The organism is Acidithiobacillus ferriphilus (assembly GCF_018854775.1).
GTDB lineage: Bacteria > Pseudomonadota > Gammaproteobacteria > Acidithiobacillales > Acidithiobacillaceae > Acidithiobacillus > Acidithiobacillus ferriphilus.
On record NZ_JAAZTY010000134.1, the window covers coordinates 25871 to 41793 of the forward strand.

A 15923-nucleotide genomic window follows, 5' to 3' on the forward strand; every position below is an offset into this window, starting at 1 on the left:
AAGGTCACCACTATCTTAAAAATCAATTCGGTAAAATATATTGGCGCCATTCTGGGTGCCGCTCTCCGTCTGTAGTTCGATGTGGCGGGAAATTCGGTAACGCAAGCGTGCCACGGTACCACTACCCAGCACGGATTGCCCGACACTGAGATAAAGATCGGGGGTAAGATAATGGCCCAGGGTGACCATAGCACCCGCCAAGCCCGAATTACCATTGGAACTTACGCCAACATTAATGCCGCTGCTACTCAGGTTATCGCCGAAGACTGCGGCGCGGCTGGCAGAAAAGAGCGTACCGGCGGCAGCGGAAAGCAATGCATCCTGACTGGCGAGACCGCTACTCGGAGTACCCAGCACGAGATAGGAGAGGATATCTGTCTGCGACATGGCTGGCTTGGAATAGAGCGCCACCTGGGGCACTTGCAGTGTACCGGTGACTTGTACGCCAGCCTCCACGGAGGTGTTGTCCACGGCGAAGCTAGAGGAGCTTTTGATGGTGCGTACCGCCAGCACGTCCAGGTTGGCTTGGTTCGCGGCACCGCGGAAAAGGATGGAACCACGCCGGAAGGTGAGCGTGTGCCCATAAATCGCATAATGACCATCCACCATGCGCAGCGTGCCATCGACTTGCGGACTTTGGCCATTGCGTATTTTTACTGCGAGACCACCTACCAGCCGGGCACGCAGCCCGCCGATGACGACTCTCGCATCGTCCCCGAGGGTTACGTGTACATTAACACCCAGGGCAGGGCCGCTGTTTTTGTGCTCATTTTTCACAAAAACGACGTCGCCTGAGGGCTTGGGTCCGCTGAAATTCGTACCCAGTATCCGCAGGTGATCGGTATGTACGTTTCCTTGCACGTCGATTTTCTTCAGAGTCCCGGAAATGCTCAGGTCGGGGCTGACCGCAGCCTGCACCTGCGGCAAATTGAGCGTCGTGAAGTTCTTCCCGGTGACGTGGAGCGTAAAGTCATTCGCCTGCTGAAGTTGGACGATGCCTGTCCCGGATATCTGGCCCGAGCCAGAGATGGCCTGCAGTTGATCGATCTTAATCTCTTTTCCATCTCCCACGAGTTGTGCGCCCACGTCACGAACATCCAAACCTGCCTGCGGGACGAAAAAGCCCAGACCCTGTAGTTGTGCTGTACCAGTCCATTGCGGATGCGCCCAGGTACCCAGAACCTGTGCGTCTATAGTCCCTTGACCTTGCGGTCGAATCCGCAAGCTCCCGACCGGGAGGGCGGCAAAAAGTGGTGCACCTACATGCGCCTTTATAATCCCTTGTAGTGGGGCATTGGCATCCCAGTGCCAGGGCAGGGCGAGTGTCGCGGGGCTGTGGACGGTCACCTGGGCATTACCCCAGTCATCGGCAAGACGAAGGTCGGCAGCAAGCGAGAGGTCTTTTGGCAACCAATGGAGTTGACCGGTAAACCGCTGCAAAGAGAGCGTATGCGACGTACCCGCCTGCCGCCACTGCAATTGGGTTTTCTGAAAATCCCAATATCCCTCCGCTTGGCAAACTCCGTGACACTGCGCTTGCAGATGCGCATTCAAAAACCCATGGAGCGATGCATCCTCCGCCTGTGCGAAAAAATCCAGCGGTAGAGATTGCAAATCGAGTCCCAAATCGGCCTGGTTGGTGGCGGGATTATAGTGACCTTGCGCGGTAATCCGGGCAGCATGCGCATCGGCGAAAGCCATTTTTCCGAGCGAAGCAGCACCGTTGGCCCATTGCAGGGTGGCTGGGTGGAGTAACTGCCAGTTTCCCAGAGGGATGCTGGTCAATGTGCTCTTCTCCAATTGCAGTCCCCACGCATCGGCCTGATGAGACGCCAGCCCGGTGATGGACAGACGGCTTTGTGGCCATTGCGCGTCCAGTCCCAGCGTAAAACGTGTTAATGTTCCGTGCGCATGGGCCTGCAGATCAATGCGGTGGCCAGCGTATGCCAGTCCCTTTACATTGATCATGGCCTGCAAGGCGTTCGCGGCGCGAAGTTCGGCCTGTGTTTTCAGTGTATTGATCTTTACGCCACGATAGGCAAGCCCCTGTCCGGTGCCCTCGATTTCTCCGGTCCACTGCGTCTGAGGCCGCGCTACCCAACCCTGAATCAGACTCTTACCCTGGGCACCGGGAAGTAAACCCTGCCACTGCGCCACGTTGAGGACGAAATGCAGACGTTGTTGTAAATCACCTTGGGCGCTCAGGCTTACCCTCGGACCAAAAAACTGGGCCTTTTGCAGATCCCACGCACTTCCTGCGAAGTGCACCAACGCCCCACCCTGCAAGGTTTGACGGTAAAGCTGGCTAGGCAGCAATTGCAGCCGCACATCACCCGTGATCACTTTAGAAATTTGAGTGGCGTTGACGGTCAGGTCCCCGGAAAAAGTGCCCGGCACCTGGGCCATAATACGCTGTGTTTGCAGGCCCCTGACTCGAACGTGTCCGGTGACGGTAAGTTGCGGCCGCCACCGGATGGCCAACACCGAAGGCAGCAAATCTGCGCCCAGCAGCTTGCCTGCATAGTGGTATTGCAGGTTTTGGCGATTGCCGTTTACGTTGCCCTGAATACCGCCGAGTTTGGGATCACCGCGCAGTGCCAGTTGTCCTTGATAACGCTGAGTGTTCCCCCGCAAATTCAAACTGAAGGCTACCGCACCCACCGGTAATGTGCTGGGCAGCGCTTTTGCCAGAATCTGCTCGAAGCCGCCACTGATCTGGTAACTCCCTGCAGTATTGCGGGGCAAATCAAGGCGCCAATGCCCCTGTGCGGGTTTCTGGAGCGCAGGATTACTGAGCCGTAGCGACTCGAGCAAAACCTGCTGTGGGGAGATCTGCGTCCTACCGCTCAAAGTCGTCAGTTGCTTGTTTTCTTGTACCTGAATATTCAAGGGACCGCCAAATGTCTGGGCCGAAATGCCGTGCCAGTGTGTTTTCCAACTTACGGTCAACGGGTTGGTGGCACTGCCTTGTTTCCATACACCCAGACTTTGCAGCCCGCGCTCTCCCATTTGCAGGTCTGCCGTAAGCTGGAGTCTGCCCTGGGGCATCTCCGCCGACAGGTGTTTGATGTGCAGATTGCCACGCCGCCAGGCCAACTCGGAAAATATCGCCAGAGAGAGGACGAAGGGCTTCTGCGTTCCTTGCCATATGCGCAGGACCGTACAAGTAACCGGGCTCAATTTCAGGTCGATGAGACGGGTCCACAGAGGCAATGCAGGCCAGCGCAAATGAATAGGACTGGGTTTATCAGAGGGCGTCGGCAGGTGCAGATCGGCCTGGTGAAGCTGGAAATCGGTAAAGTCGACTTCTCCCCAGAGCAAATGGGCAGGATGCAAGTGCCACTGCAAAGATTGCGCACGAAAGCGCATGTCCGCACTATGCCAGGAAATGCCGGAAAGCCGCATCTTGCCGGTAAGCGAGCCTTTTACCTGTTTGATCTGTAAGTTTGGGACCTGCGCTAACGCCCACTGTGCACCGTGGCTGGTAGTGAGCAGCCAGACCAGGACGGTGGCCAGCGTGATCAGGACCAGCAGCACACCGGCAATAAAACCGTGGCGGATGCGTATCACAGGCTGAAACCTACCGAGAAGGCGATGCGGACTGCGGGCGCTTGCGGGGCAACCAAGGGATGCGCCAAGTCAAAGCGTATGGGTCCGACAGGGGAATACCAGCGCACGCCCAGCCCAACATCTTGAAGGGCATGGAAACTGGACCAACTGTTGAAAGCATTACCCACATCATAAAATGCGACGACAGCCCAGTCTTTAGTGACAAAGCGCTGAATATCGAAGCCACCAACGGCGAGGAGACGCCCACCTTCCACCGCACCATCCACAGCGAATGGTCCCTGCGATTGATAAGCATAACCGGGCAGGCTATTTTGACCACCCGCGAAAAATCGCAGATTGGGTGGTAGTTCGCTAATGGGTCCGGTTAACCACATTGCCCCCAGCTTGGCACGGGTGCCAAGAACCCAGTTCCGACTCAAGCGCTTGCGCCATTCTCCCTGAGCACTAAAACGGACGAAATTCGCATCGCTACCCCATACCTTGCTGGCACCCTCAACCCGGGCCGTCAGTATGTAGCCGGCTATGGGGCGCAAAATATCGCGAAAATCTTGCATGCTGTATTGTACGGAAGGATAAATATAAAAGCTGTTATTAAATTGCCCAGCCACATTGTAGTTGGCTTTCTCAGAATTAATTAATGCCTCTATGGTTGCACTGTTACTAAGACTGTTTTCGTTGCGCAATGACCACTGTCGACCAGCACTGGCGAGAATTTCGTTACTGTTATAGGCGGTCAGATTTTGGTTCTGATAACTGGCTTGGGCAATATATTCAGATCTCAGATGCGCACCAACCGGCCAGCTGTAGGTGACGCTGGCATTGCGATTCAGTTGCGCCGCCAAAATGGAAACGCGGACATGCTGCGCTTGATCAAAAGCATTATAATTATCGTAGATAACTGCTGCATTTGGCCCAATATTAGTGCTGTAACCTGCACCTATTTTCAGATGCTGTGCCGACATGCTTTTCAAATCGACGGTAACGGGTATGGCGTCGTTTTTTGCTTTATCCAGATCGCTAGTTACTGAGATATCGGAGAATCGGTCGGCGTTGCGCAAATTACTCTGGGTGAGTGCCAGGGCTTTGGGCGAATACCAGTCCCCGGTCTTGAAAGAGAGATACCGCTGAATGAACCAACGCGGATAGTGTTCCGCACCGGTGATTTTAATATCCCCAAAGTGGAAGCGGGGGCCGGTATTGAGCCACAGGTAAATATCAGCCCAGAATTGATCGCGATCCATACGGATTTCATGACGCGAATAATCGGCATGGGCGTAGCCGCGCGCGTTGAGGAACGATAGAACTTTGCCCTTCCATTCCTCATAGGTAATCTGATCAAGAATATCTTCTTTGTGTAGTGGAAATTGGGTAAATAGCTTTTGTAAGGCAGGGAGATTATGACCTGCGCCCGCTGATTTCAGGTCGATTTTGCGAACCAGGATGGGCCGACCGAGAGTTACGGAAAAGATGATGAGATATTTCCCATGTGCGCCCTTTTCACGGCGCTCCGTCCAATGCGCGCTATAGTAGCCGTAGGCTTCGAGCGCATCCTTGAGGCGCAAACTCGCTGACATCTCCGTCTCTTCCAAACGGTCCGCCTGCGACCCGATGACCACGAAGGGGAGGGCATGAGCGAGCTTCTCCGCCAAAGGCCCAGAAACCCCATCCACCAAAAAATGTACATCGTCGGCGTCAGCCACTCCGCAGTACAGCAGCGAAGCGCCCAACCCTGCAAGCAATAAGCCACAGCGCAGGTTGCTCAGGCGATGTCGCCTCGCCTTATTATCCCGCCTGACTGTGCCCAGAAGACCTCCTGCCCTTAGCTGTCATCCATTTTTGGATATCACGCCACAAAGAAAGCGTCGGAGCAAGGTAAACAGTGCCGCTCACAGCGTGATGATTTGCTGAGTTTAGCACGATTCATGGAGGTGACAGGTGCAGGTTGAGGGGTGCGCAACAGCACCTTAATTCCTTGACGGGATCAGGCAGTGTTGGCAAACGCTTGTAGGAAGGCGGTCATCGACGGATGTTATCAAAAGGCGGACGCGGATGATGAATCTCCCGATAGTCGGTGACCACGATGTCCGTATGTATCCCTTTGCGCATTTTCCGCCGTTGCCACCAGAGGAAAAGCATCCCGCCAGCCCCGAGTATGGCAACGGCGACGACCACAAAAATAGCGAAAAAGAACAGACCGACCAGCAGGACCATGCTCATCATCACCGCGAGCAGGCGCACCCACCACGGACTCCGACTACTGAACGATTGGTAGTAACTCATTACGCTCCCTTGAAATTTTTACAGTGTAAAGTATACGTTCAGACCTTGATCCAAGGTCTGAAGTTCATTTAGATCTGAACTTAGATTGTTCCCCGGTTGCGGTCACGAAATCTAATTTAACATAATAAGTATTATGCGAATATTAGACATTGACTCTTTCTGCTGGGACTACATGTCCGCGGAACCTAGTGCCGGTATGGATTTCTGATGATCTTTAAACAGGGCTATAGGCATACGCAGCGCTAGCCACAAACTGGGTAGTGCCGCAACAAATGCCAGTAGAAAGAATTCCACAAATCCTACCCGTGCTGCAAGAAAGCCGCTAAACCCACCGACGACAGTGGCTGCCACGGACATCAGGGCGGAGCCAATAGCGAAGTGCGTCGCCTGATAGCTGCCCTGGCAGCGCTGCATGAGAAAGACCATCAAAACGGCGGTGCCGAGACCCGCCGCCAACTGCTCAAAGGCCACAGTAACGCCGACCCACCAAACAGAAGGCGTTGCCCAAGCTAGCCACGCATAGGCGGGGATCGCCAAAGACTGTATAAAAGTCAGCGGAAATAGTGCACTGCGCAACCCCCTGCGAGATATAATGAAGCCCCCCAGCAATGCGCCCCCAATACCCGTCACGGTGCCTACCGTACCGGTAAGAATGCCGCGCGTCACCAAACCATAGCCCAGGTGGTTAAGGAATGGTGCCACCATCGCAAACATCATGGCGTCACCAGCACGAAAAAGCAGGATGAAGGCCAAGGCCCACACTATTCCCGGTTGCTGTATGTATGTCGAAAAGGCTTCACGTACCGCACGCCATCGTTGCCCTTGATGACTCGTGGCTACGGGTGGTGGTGGAAGTATGTGCTTATGAAAAGCCGCCAGCCCCCACATCATCGCCGCTGCCGCTAAAAAACAAGCCGTCCAAGACACCCATCCAGCAAGGATAACGAGGGCACCATTCCCCACCAACATGGCCACCCGATAGGCGGCGACCCGTATTCCCGAAAATGCTGCCTGATCAGACGGATTAAGTATCTGAATATAATAGCCATCTACAGACATGTCATGAGTGGCGGACATGAAGGCCATTAACACAAAGATTTTAGTGGCGAGATCCAGATTCAGGTGCTGCGCGGGCCAAACCAGCAAGGCTGTTACAGCACCCAGAATAATTTCCATCATTATCAGCCAACGCTTTTTATTGGCAAAAAGGTCGATTAATGGGCTCCAGAATAATTTGAGGTTCCAAGGCAGACCGAAAAAAGAGAGCAGTCCAATGATCTGCAAACTGGCTCCGGCATAAGTAAAAAACTGCACAGATACCTGCTGCACCAGCGAATAAGGTAGCCCTTCTGCGTAATAGGTGCTAGCAATCCAATTGAATGTTTTAAACTTTTTTCGCAAGGGTCATCCGAATCGACGTATGATACGGGCATTGTAGCATGCGTCGCTGCCCACCACCCGGCATGCGAACCCGCTAGAACTTATTAATCATACCTGCAGGAATGTGTCCATGCTGCCCATAGCACAAGAGCTATAAAAGCCCCCCGCATGCGGGGGGCTTTTATACGGCTCAAAAACCCGTTAAGGTAGCGCGGTTCACGTAGCCGCCCAAGCAAGGCAGGACGAACCACTTTGGCAATAACTTAGGGCAGGCAGAACAGCCCTTGAACTCTGCCAGGGACTTCGCTTTGGCCATCTTTGACGGCGAGGCGGTAGCCCCCATGCTGTCATCACACTCTGGGTATATCCAGAACCCTAGTCATCCTCATAGTCGAACCATCACTCGGCGCGGCTTATTAGCCCGCAGAAGAAGTATCACTGCTGGTGGCACTTGCGTCAGGTGCCGCAGATTCCATCGGCATAGTAGCATCGCTGCTGCTGGTCGTGGTGGTGGTCGCCGGGGCAGCGGATTCGGTGGTGGTAGTGTCACTACTGCCAGAAGCAGCAGTGGTATTTTCCTTTTTAGCACACGCCGAAGCAAGCGCGATGGCACTGGCGACAAGGATGATCCGGGCAACAGGCTTAATCTTAGCAATATCCAACATGTTTTAAACTCTCCTTACGTAGGTTACACGAGATGACAGCGTCAGTAGCTAAATGGTATAGCGCAAATGACATCAGCATGGTAGCACTAATTTCTCCTGTGCCAAATACCACCGATCGCAGCGCAAGCAAACGCTCACAGACCAAACGTGCTACAATCGCCACATGATCAGTGGCGTGAACCCATCTGATACCCGAAGAGCAGTTTGACCGTGGTGTCGATACCAGTCCTTGTGCGTTCAGCGATATCACGAATAAACCGAGGGTTATGCCGTTTTGCATGACCTGTTCGCGCAGATTACTGGCGATTATAGAATGACAGATAGGCCGTCAGTCCCCCTAGCGTTAGACCTGCCAGCACATCCACCGCCACATGCTGACGTAAGGCCAGGGTGGAATATGCGATACCAACACACCATATCCAATTGAAGAGGAGTACCCACAGCGGTGCGCTAAAGCGGCGTAGCAAGTGATGTAACCAGATACCCGAAAAAACGGCGGTGGCGACATGCAGCGAAGGGCAGGCATTGCCAGAAGCATCCATGCTTTTAAGGAAATCCACGTCGGGATAATGAGCCCAGTCGATATGGCTTGCGGGTACCACTGTGGGCCAGAAGTAGAAGATGATCAGTCCTACAAGGCATGTCCCGGCAATGGCCACGCCGTAGTCATACAGCTCGCGCCGCGTTGCTAGCAATGCCGGGGGAAGGGAGACATAGACCCACAGTGACAGATATATGGGCAACGCCAGGGGTTGAAAGCCGATCAGATGATCCAGCAAGGTCCTTGGCATCACCGTTGGCGGATAGGCAGGGTCTTTGAGCAAATAGAAGTAGGCACCGAAAAATAGGCTAATGAAAAGCGTCGTTCCGATACTTTTGAGATACACATGCCTGGGTATTACCACTACGACTTGACGGTACCAGGGCGCCTGCTGACTATTTTCGTTCAAGTCTTGATCTCCAGAGCCGGTTAAGCGCTAGTGTAAGTGTATCGCGGTAAGGATACCCATTACTGGACACCCCCGCACAGATCCCGACGGGTACAATTCACGCGCCGGGATCCCACCTTGGGTGCTTTGACGGCAAGCCTCTGATTTGGCCAACAACACTGGGGCCGGCGCGTGCGCAGCCTTGTTCGTCGCTACGTCGCAAACGCCGCCTGAATATCACGCGTTGTTGCGCCGCTTGCGATGAGCGCACGCACGATGCCAGCGGTTTATGCTACTTACCCGGGCCAAAGAATATAGTCAGTATCGACATAAACACAAGAGGCATTTGCAAGGTGACCGGCGCCGGGGCATGCGCCTGAAACCCGGCCAGAACCTGCCCGTCTTAGCTCAATATAAAGCACTTTCGCCGGTAAAAGGGCGATAAAAAACCCGGCGAAGCCGGGCTGATCGTCTAAATTAGAGATTTGTAGTATAGAAAATTCGGAATAGGCAGACCCGCGAACGCGGTTTTATTTTACAACGATCTTGCCAAACATGCCCGTTGCCGCATGACCAGGGATCTGGCACACGTAGTAGTATGTGCCCGCTGCCGGGCGCCAGGTGAAGTCCGTGTATCCGAACCCCCCACTCTTGGGAACCGGACTAAATCCCGTACCTGCGATAATGGGGTCGATGACCGGCATAACTGCATAAGGCGGTCCCTTCTTGGTAATGTCTAAACTATGACCAAATCCCTTGTTGGTGTTGATGAAGGTGATATCCACGGTGGCACCTGCGGGGATATCCAAGGTCGGATTTTTGACGTCATGAATTTCAAAGCTGGGGAATGGAAACCCCGGAAGGACGGCTGCCGCGACCACATGCACGGTTTTGCCGCTATAGGTTACCGTTTTGCCACTGACTTTCCCGCTATCCTTGGCCAACAAAGCTTTCACTTGCGGCAATGTAGCCATTTTCCAGGAGGTATCCAAAGGGGCTGCCATTGCGGTACTGATACCCAGAGCCGCGGCGAGAATGGTGGAAAGTCCTGCGGCGACATGCCGACCCTTGTGCATCGTGGGTTTAATCTGTGTGTTCATGACCTTGTTCTCCTCAATCCTTCTTGTTAAGCAGTCACTATTTTGTTGATGGCACAATACGGTGACCACACCATTGCCAAATTTGCTCACACCATGCTGACGCTAAAGCGACGCCACCCTGATGCGTCTTTTGACAAGCATTTACCGAGCATAAGTTGTGCCACACTACGAACCGGCCAGCTAAGGCACCGTTCAATGGCTTTGGCATAGTTTGGGTTTGTCGCTGCTTGTCGCTCGCCGGTGACAGGGAATCGCCAAGCGGCGGTTATACCTGCTGTGCGTATGTCGCTACAATGACAATTATCATGTACCCGACCGCTGCGAGATTGACGTTGACTATCATCGAGAAAGTGAAATCGAGCGGCCTGAGTTAATCACCCTGATAGATGCTGCGCCCACCGCCGGACGACTTCTTCAGCACGCCCAGTTCCAGCAACTGCGTGATGTCGCTCAGCGCGCGTTCGAGCACGTCGTAGTAATTCTTGCGCTCACGCTGGATCTGTGCCGACAGGCTGTAGAAGCGCTGCGGCCTACCATCGGCGCGCGCCAGAAAAAATTAAGCCCCTGAATATCAGGGGCTTAATTACGGTCATTGGTGGAGGCGGCGGGAATTGAACCCGCGTCCGCAGTACCTAGACCACCGGATCTACATGCGTAGTTTGTCTATTGGCTTTAACCGCACCGCCCTCCGACAGACAGGATGACGACATGGCGATTCTGCTTTAATTTAGCACGCATCCCACAGACTAGAATACGCACGATTCCGTGTTTCATGACCCTCCGCGCGCCTTTCGGCTCCGGATCCACAGACAAATCCGGGCAGAGGGCTCACTGCTTAAGCAGCGAGGGCGTAATTGCTGTCGTTGGCAATTATGAATCTGCGACCAGTTTTAAGAGCGAACCGCAGCTCTGCATGCACCGAAGGCTTCGCGACCTGCGTCGAAGCCGGTCGCCCCCTATTCACTCTGTTGGACAAGAATACGGCCCAAAAGTTGCGCAAGCCAAACCTCTCATCCACCGCCCAATACTACAGGAGAACCATCCGCCTGACTATGCCACAAACCGCTAGTGCAGCGGTTTGCCCGCCGCAAACAGCAATGCGATATCCGTATCCGCAAAACGATAGACCTCATGGCAGTATTCACAGGTGACGATGACCGCGCCTTCTGTGGCCAACGTCTCTTCCGCTTCCGCTTGCCCCAGTGATACCAGCATCCGCTCTACCCGCTTACGGGAACAGGAACAGGAAAAGGTCAAAGGCTGCTCGGTATGCAAACGCACCGCCTCCTCCGGGAATATCTCCGGAAGAAACTGCTCAGGCTGCGCCTTCAGCAAAGACTGGTCCGATCCGATGGCGATAAACTGGGTAGCCACCCGCCAATCCTCGGCACGGAGTACGCCGGGTAGCCGTTGCAAGAAATAACCCCCGGCCTGCTGCGCCGCCACGTCTACCGCCAATCGGAAATAGGCGGGCGACTGCACCGACTCTGTAAAATAGGCATTCAGGGATGCCGTCAGCGTTTCCCGTAATACCACCAAACCCTGATAGCGATCTCGATCCATCCCCATGTCCACAGTGATGGCGAACAGCGCATCGGGCAGGTTCGAGAAATCCACCGTAGCGCCCTCCTCCCAGCGACCGTAAGCCCGCATGCCACCCGCCGCCGTCATCTCCGCCACCAGCAGTTTCAACGGCCCCTTGCTCTGCATCTGCATGATCAAGCGCTCATAGTTTTTCTGAGTGGTAGCCAATAGCGCTAGGCCCACCAGTACCTCGCCCAGAAGTTTAGCCATGTCCTCCGGTCCAGAAAAATCCTGCAGCACCCGCGCGTAGATGCCGTCCAGGCGACAGCGTGCGCCCCGCAAGGGCAGCGTTTCCCAATAAAAATTCTGTGAAAAATCAGTCATGTGTTTCCTCAAATTCCAAACTTTCCAAACCCTGCCCCATCAGCGGCAACAAAGCACGCTGGAGCTGTTTAAACAGACGGGGATCGTATGCTTCCTGCGTGGCAAGGAGTTCTTTCATATGCTGACGCTCCGTCGGTTTGCCGAAACAGGCCGGACAATTTTCATGAATCACCGGCAAGGCTTGCTCCGAGGCAAACTGGCGCGTTTGCCTTTCCCGGCAATACACCAGGGGGCGAATCACCCGTAAATCGCCTTCCCGCACCCGATAATGCGCTTTCATGGTACGCAACTCGCCGTTGTAAAACATGGACATGAAGAAGCTTTCGGCGAAATCATCCAGATGCTGACCAAGCGCCAGGACCTGATAACCTTCGCGCCGCGCGCAGCGATACAAGACACCCCGCCGCATCCGCGCACAAAAACTGCAATAAGAGGGCCGTAGCAGGTGCTTTTGTGCCCGCTCGTAAATATTCTGTCGCTCCAGAAAATACGGAATACCCAGCGCCCGCAGATAAGGTACCAGCGGCTGTGGGTCATAATCCGGGCTCATGGGGTCGACGGTGGCCACACCCAACTCAAAAGGCACAGGGGATTGCCGCTGCATGGCCCGCAGCAGATGCAGCAAGGTCAGCGAGTCCTTTCCACCGGACAGGCCGAGCAGGATGCGATCCCCCGGCTGGATCATGCGGAAATCGGCAACCGCCCGGCCGATCCGGCGCTGTAAAAGCTTCGGTACGGGCAGTCGCGGCAGAGTCGTCACCATCTCAGCCTTCACGCATGGATTCCATCGCGGCCAACTCTTCCACCGTCACGACGGCCGCCCCCAGCTTGCCGACGACGATACCTGCTGCGCGGTTGGCCAGCTCCACTGCACGATCCATCGCCCAGCCCGCCGCGAGGGCCGTCGCCAGGGTTGCGATGACCGTGTCTCCGGCACCGGTCACATCAAAGACTTCCCGGGCCTGAGCCGGATGGTGATAAATGGTATCCTGCATAAAAAGGGTCATCCCTTCTTCGCCGCGCGTTACCAGCAGCGCCTCCAGTTGCAGAGATTCCCGCCACTGCTCGCCAAGTACGCGGAACTGCGCCTCATTCGCCCAGGTGCCCGCCACTGCCTGAAACTCGCTGAGATTGGGGGTGATGATGGTCGCACCCTGGTAAGGGCGATAATCCCTGCCCTTGGGATCGATCAGCACTGGAATACCCAGACTGCGCCCCAATGCCACCAGATGTTCCACTTCCCGCAAGGCGCCCTTGCCGTAATCGGACAGCAGCAGTGCCTTGGCCTTGTTCAACAAGGCCGGCGCCTGCTGACGCAAGGCCTCGCTGTGGGCCTGGCTGGGCTGCGCTTCAAAATCCATGCGCAGGAGCTGCTGCTGGTGACCGATGACGCGCAATTTCACCGTCGTTGGACAGGCCTTATCAGGGATCAACACCGTCTTGACTCCGGCTTCCGTCAGCAGCATACCCAAACGCTCACCCGCTCCGTCATCTCCGACCGGGGCCAGCAAAAACGCATGCGCACCCAAGGCCAGCACATTCAGGGCGACGTTGGCGGCACCGCCGGGACGCTCCTCTTCCCGCCGCACCTGCACCACCGGCACCGGCGCTTCCGGGGATATACGTTCGACTTTGCCAAACCAGTAACGATCAAGCATCACATCGCCGACAATAGCCACCTGCGCCTGCGCCAGACTGTGCAAATCCCCGGCCATATCAGGGACGTCCGATGGCATGGTAAGTAAAACCTTCGGCACGCACAGACGCCGGATCGTAAATATTGCGCCCATCGACGATGAAAGGCTGGCGGAGGAGGCTGCGCATCCGTGCAAAATCGGGGCTGCGGAATTGCTGCCACTCGGTACAGATCACCAACGCATCCGCGCCTTCACAGGCCGCATAGGGGTCCAGACAAAGCCGCAACGCGCACTGCTCACCATAAAGTCGCCGTGCCTCATCCATGGCCACCGGATCAAAAGCCTGCACATACGCACCGCGTCGCCACAATGCTTCCATGAGGATCCGGCTGGGAGCCTCGCGCATGTCATCGGTATTGGGTTTGAAAGCCAGGCCCCAAACGGCAATGGTCTTGCCCGTAAGATCCTCGCTCAAAGCCCGCACCACTTTCTGCTCCAGGAGCTGCTTCTGACGATTATTCACCTTCTCCACTGCGGCCAAGAGGGGCACATCAAAGCCATGTTGCCGTGCACCATACTCCAGTGCCCGCACATCCTTCGGAAAACAAGATCCGCCATAGCCGCAACCCGGATATATGAAGGCGTGGCCGATGCGGGGATCGGCACCGATGCCGCGCCGTACCTGCTCGATATCCGCCCCCATCCGCTCCGCCAAACCCGCCAGTTCATTCATCAGCGAAATCCTGGTGGCGAGCATGACATTGGCCGCATATTTGGTGAGTTCCGCTGATGCCGGGTCCATGACGATCAGGCGATCATGATTGCGGTTGAAGGGCGCATAGAGGACGCGCATCCGCTCCGCTGCCGCCCCGTTATCCGTGCCGATGATAATCCGGTCCGGCTTCATAAAGTCCGCCACCGCCGCGCCTTCTTTCAGGAACTCGGGATTGGCGACTACATCAAAAGCAGTATCCGCCGCCCGCTCCTGCAAAACAGCGGCAATCCGGGTGCGGACTTTTTGCGCCGTGCCTACCGGTACCGTGGATTTATTGATAACCGTGACCGGCCGTTGCAAATGTCGGCCAATGTCGCCGGCCACCGCCAACACATGACGCAAGTCGGCAGAACCGTCTTCATCGGGCGGCGTCCCCACGGCAATGAAGAGAAAATCCCCATGGGTGACGCCCTCAGCAATATCTGTAGTGAAGCACAAGCGCCCGCTGACAATACCTTCCTGCACGATGGCGGGCAAATCAGGCTCGTGGATGGGCACCTCACCGGCCCGCAGTCGCGCGACCTTGTCGGCATCCACATCCACACACAGCACCTGGTTACCCACCTGCGCCAGACAGGCACCCGTGACCAGCCCCACGTATCCGGTCCCCACCACGGTCACTTTCATCGCCTACCGCTCCCTTTGTTCCAGCACCACGACCGCCAGGGCATAGCGGCGTTCATCACTGATGGACAGCCAACTGCGTACGCCATCGCCAAGCCCCCGTAAGAGCTGCTGCGCGCGGCCACCCAGGATCAGTTGCGGACGCCCGGCCGGGTCGTGGTCCACCTGCACATCCATCCAGCGCATTCCACCACTCATACCGCTGCCCAAGGCTTTAAACGTCGCTTCCTTAGCCGCGAAGCGCCGCGCCAGGAAAGCAGCGCCGGCGGCAGCCTCCCTCGGCATTTCCGCGGCCTCCAAAGGTCCCAGCAGACGCTCGGCCAAACGTTCCCCAAAGCGGCAATGGAGACGAGCCATCCGCTCTACAGCGACAATATCGGTCCCCATACCCACAATCATCCCCGCGCCTCAAGCATAAGCCGTTTCATATCCGCCACCGCCAGCGCCATACCGACAAACAGTGCGTGGGCGATAATAGCATGGCCAATATTCAATTCCCGGACATTGGGAATCGCTGCTATCGCCTGCACATTATGGTAATCCAGACCATGTCCAGCATTCACCTGTAGACCGAGGCTATCGGCAAAGCTTACCGCACTGATGATCAGGCCCAGCTCTTCTGCACGGGACGCCGCATCGGCGGCATTGGCATAGCGGCCCGTATGCAGTTCGACCACGGGCGCTCCAGTTTCCATCGCCGCCTCTAGCTGAAAGGGATCGGGGTCAATGAACAACGATACCCTGATCTTGGCAGCGGCCAGACGCTGACAGGCCTCTTTGATACGCGGCAACTGTCCGGCAACGTCCAGTCCACCTTCGGTGGTCAGCTCCGCCCGGCGTTCCGGCACCAGACAACAATCACTGGGGGCCAGGCGCTCTGCCACGCGCAGAACACCTTCTTCTACCGCCATTTCCAGGTTGAGGCGGGTACGCAGTGTCTGACTGAGAATTTCCACATCTCGTTCCAGAATATGCCGACGATCCTCACGCAGGTGCGTGGTAATGGCGTCCGCTCCGGCACGTTCCGCGACAAAAGCCGCCTCCACCGGATCTGG

At 55.8% G+C, this 15923-nt stretch carries 13 protein-coding genes and 1 other RNA gene; all 14 read right to left on the minus strand.

Going from position 1 to position 15923, the window contains the following annotated elements; all coding sequences use genetic code 11:
- Positions 1-15: 15 nt before the first annotated feature.
- Positions 16-3570 carry a translocation/assembly module TamB domain-containing protein gene (locus HF921_RS09890; RefSeq protein ID WP_215891941.1) on the minus strand — a complete coding sequence of 1185 codons (3555 nt, stop codon included), beginning with the start codon at positions 3568-3570 and terminating at the stop codon, positions 16-18.
- Positions 3567-5270, minus strand: coding sequence for an autotransporter assembly complex protein TamA (locus HF921_RS09895; RefSeq protein WP_231104533.1), 1704 nt, complete (start codon positions 5268-5270; stop codon positions 3567-3569). The genes HF921_RS09890 and HF921_RS09895 overlap by 4 nt, the downstream gene beginning before the upstream one ends.
- A gap of 316 nt (positions 5271-5586) precedes the next feature.
- Positions 5587-5850, minus strand: a complete 264-nt coding sequence (locus HF921_RS09900) for a hypothetical protein (protein WP_064219776.1) — start codon at positions 5848-5850, stop codon at positions 5587-5589.
- Positions 5851-6018: 168 nt separating this feature from the next.
- On the minus strand, positions 6019-7251 hold the full coding sequence (locus HF921_RS09905) for an MFS transporter (RefSeq protein WP_215893740.1): 1233 nt from the start codon (positions 7249-7251) through the stop codon (positions 6019-6021).
- Between the two features lie 395 nt (positions 7252-7646).
- On the minus strand, positions 7647-7895 hold the full coding sequence (locus HF921_RS09910) for a hypothetical protein (RefSeq protein ID WP_215893741.1): 249 nt from the start codon (positions 7893-7895) through the stop codon (positions 7647-7649).
- A gap of 296 nt (positions 7896-8191) precedes the next feature.
- A complete protein-coding gene (locus HF921_RS09915) occupies positions 8192-8845 on the minus strand; it encodes a phosphatase PAP2 family protein (RefSeq protein ID WP_215892698.1) in 654 nt (217 codons plus the stop codon).
- A 509-nt stretch (positions 8846-9354) separates the two neighbouring features.
- A complete protein-coding gene (locus HF921_RS09920; protein ID WP_064219772.1) occupies positions 9355-9924 on the minus strand; it encodes a rusticyanin in 570 nt (189 codons plus the stop codon).
- A 593-nt stretch (positions 9925-10517) separates the two neighbouring features.
- Positions 10518-10881: a transfer-messenger RNA gene (gene ssrA, locus HF921_RS09925) on the minus strand.
- Positions 10882-10989: 108 nt separating this feature from the next.
- Positions 10990-11832 (minus strand): Hsp33 family molecular chaperone HslO, encoded by an 843-nt coding sequence (hslO, locus tag HF921_RS09930; protein WP_215893742.1) that lies wholly within the window; start codon positions 11830-11832, stop codon positions 10990-10992.
- Complete coding sequence (locus HF921_RS09935) at positions 11825-12607, minus strand: tRNA 2-thiocytidine biosynthesis TtcA family protein (RefSeq protein WP_231104531.1); 783 nt, start codon at positions 12605-12607, stop codon at positions 11825-11827. Before HF921_RS09935 ends, hslO begins: the two co-directional genes overlap by 8 nt.
- Positions 12597-13568, minus strand: coding sequence for a D-glycero-beta-D-manno-heptose-7-phosphate kinase (gene rfaE1, locus HF921_RS09940; RefSeq protein WP_226834437.1), 972 nt, complete (start codon positions 13566-13568; stop codon positions 12597-12599). The genes HF921_RS09935 and rfaE1 overlap by 11 nt, the downstream gene beginning before the upstream one ends.
- Positions 13549-14871 (minus strand): UDP-glucose dehydrogenase family protein, encoded by a 1323-nt coding sequence (locus HF921_RS09945; protein ID WP_215892697.1) that lies wholly within the window; start codon positions 14869-14871, stop codon positions 13549-13551. The genes rfaE1 and HF921_RS09945 overlap by 20 nt, the downstream gene beginning before the upstream one ends.
- 3 nt (positions 14872-14874) lie before the next feature.
- Entirely contained in the window at positions 14875-15267 is a 393-nt protein-coding gene (gene acpS / locus HF921_RS09950; RefSeq protein WP_064220132.1) for a holo-ACP synthase, read from the minus strand.
- On the minus strand, positions 15264-15923 hold a 660-nt coding region (gene pdxJ, locus HF921_RS09955; protein WP_215893743.1), incomplete at its 5' end, for a pyridoxine 5'-phosphate synthase. The genes acpS and pdxJ, both read right to left, overlap by 4 nt.

Excerpts from the sequence above, each read along its gene's own strand:
- HF921_RS09900 (WP_064219776.1), bottom strand. The coding sequence starts at position 5,850 with ATGAGTTACTACCAATCGTTCAGTAGTCGGAGTCCGTGGTGGGTGCGC.
- HF921_RS09910 (WP_215893741.1), bottom strand. The coding sequence starts at position 7,895 with ATGTTGGATATTGCTAAGATTAAGCCTGTTGCCCGGATCATCCTTGTC.
- HF921_RS09920 (WP_064219772.1), bottom strand. The coding sequence starts at position 9,924 with ATGAACACACAGATTAAACCCACGATGCACAAGGGTCGGCATGTCGCC.
- hslO (WP_215893742.1), bottom strand. The coding sequence starts at position 11,832 with ATGACTGATTTTTCACAGAATTTTTATTGGGAAACGCTGCCCTTGCGG.
- rfaE1 (WP_226834437.1), bottom strand. The coding sequence starts at position 13,568 with ATGCCATCGGACGTCCCTGATATGGCCGGGGATTTGCACAGTCTGGCG.
- HF921_RS09945 (WP_215892697.1), bottom strand. The coding sequence starts at position 14,871 with ATGAAAGTGACCGTGGTGGGGACCGGATACGTGGGGCTGGTCACGGGT.
- acpS (WP_064220132.1), bottom strand. The coding sequence starts at position 15,267 with ATGATTGTGGGTATGGGGACCGATATTGTCGCTGTAGAGCGGATGGCT.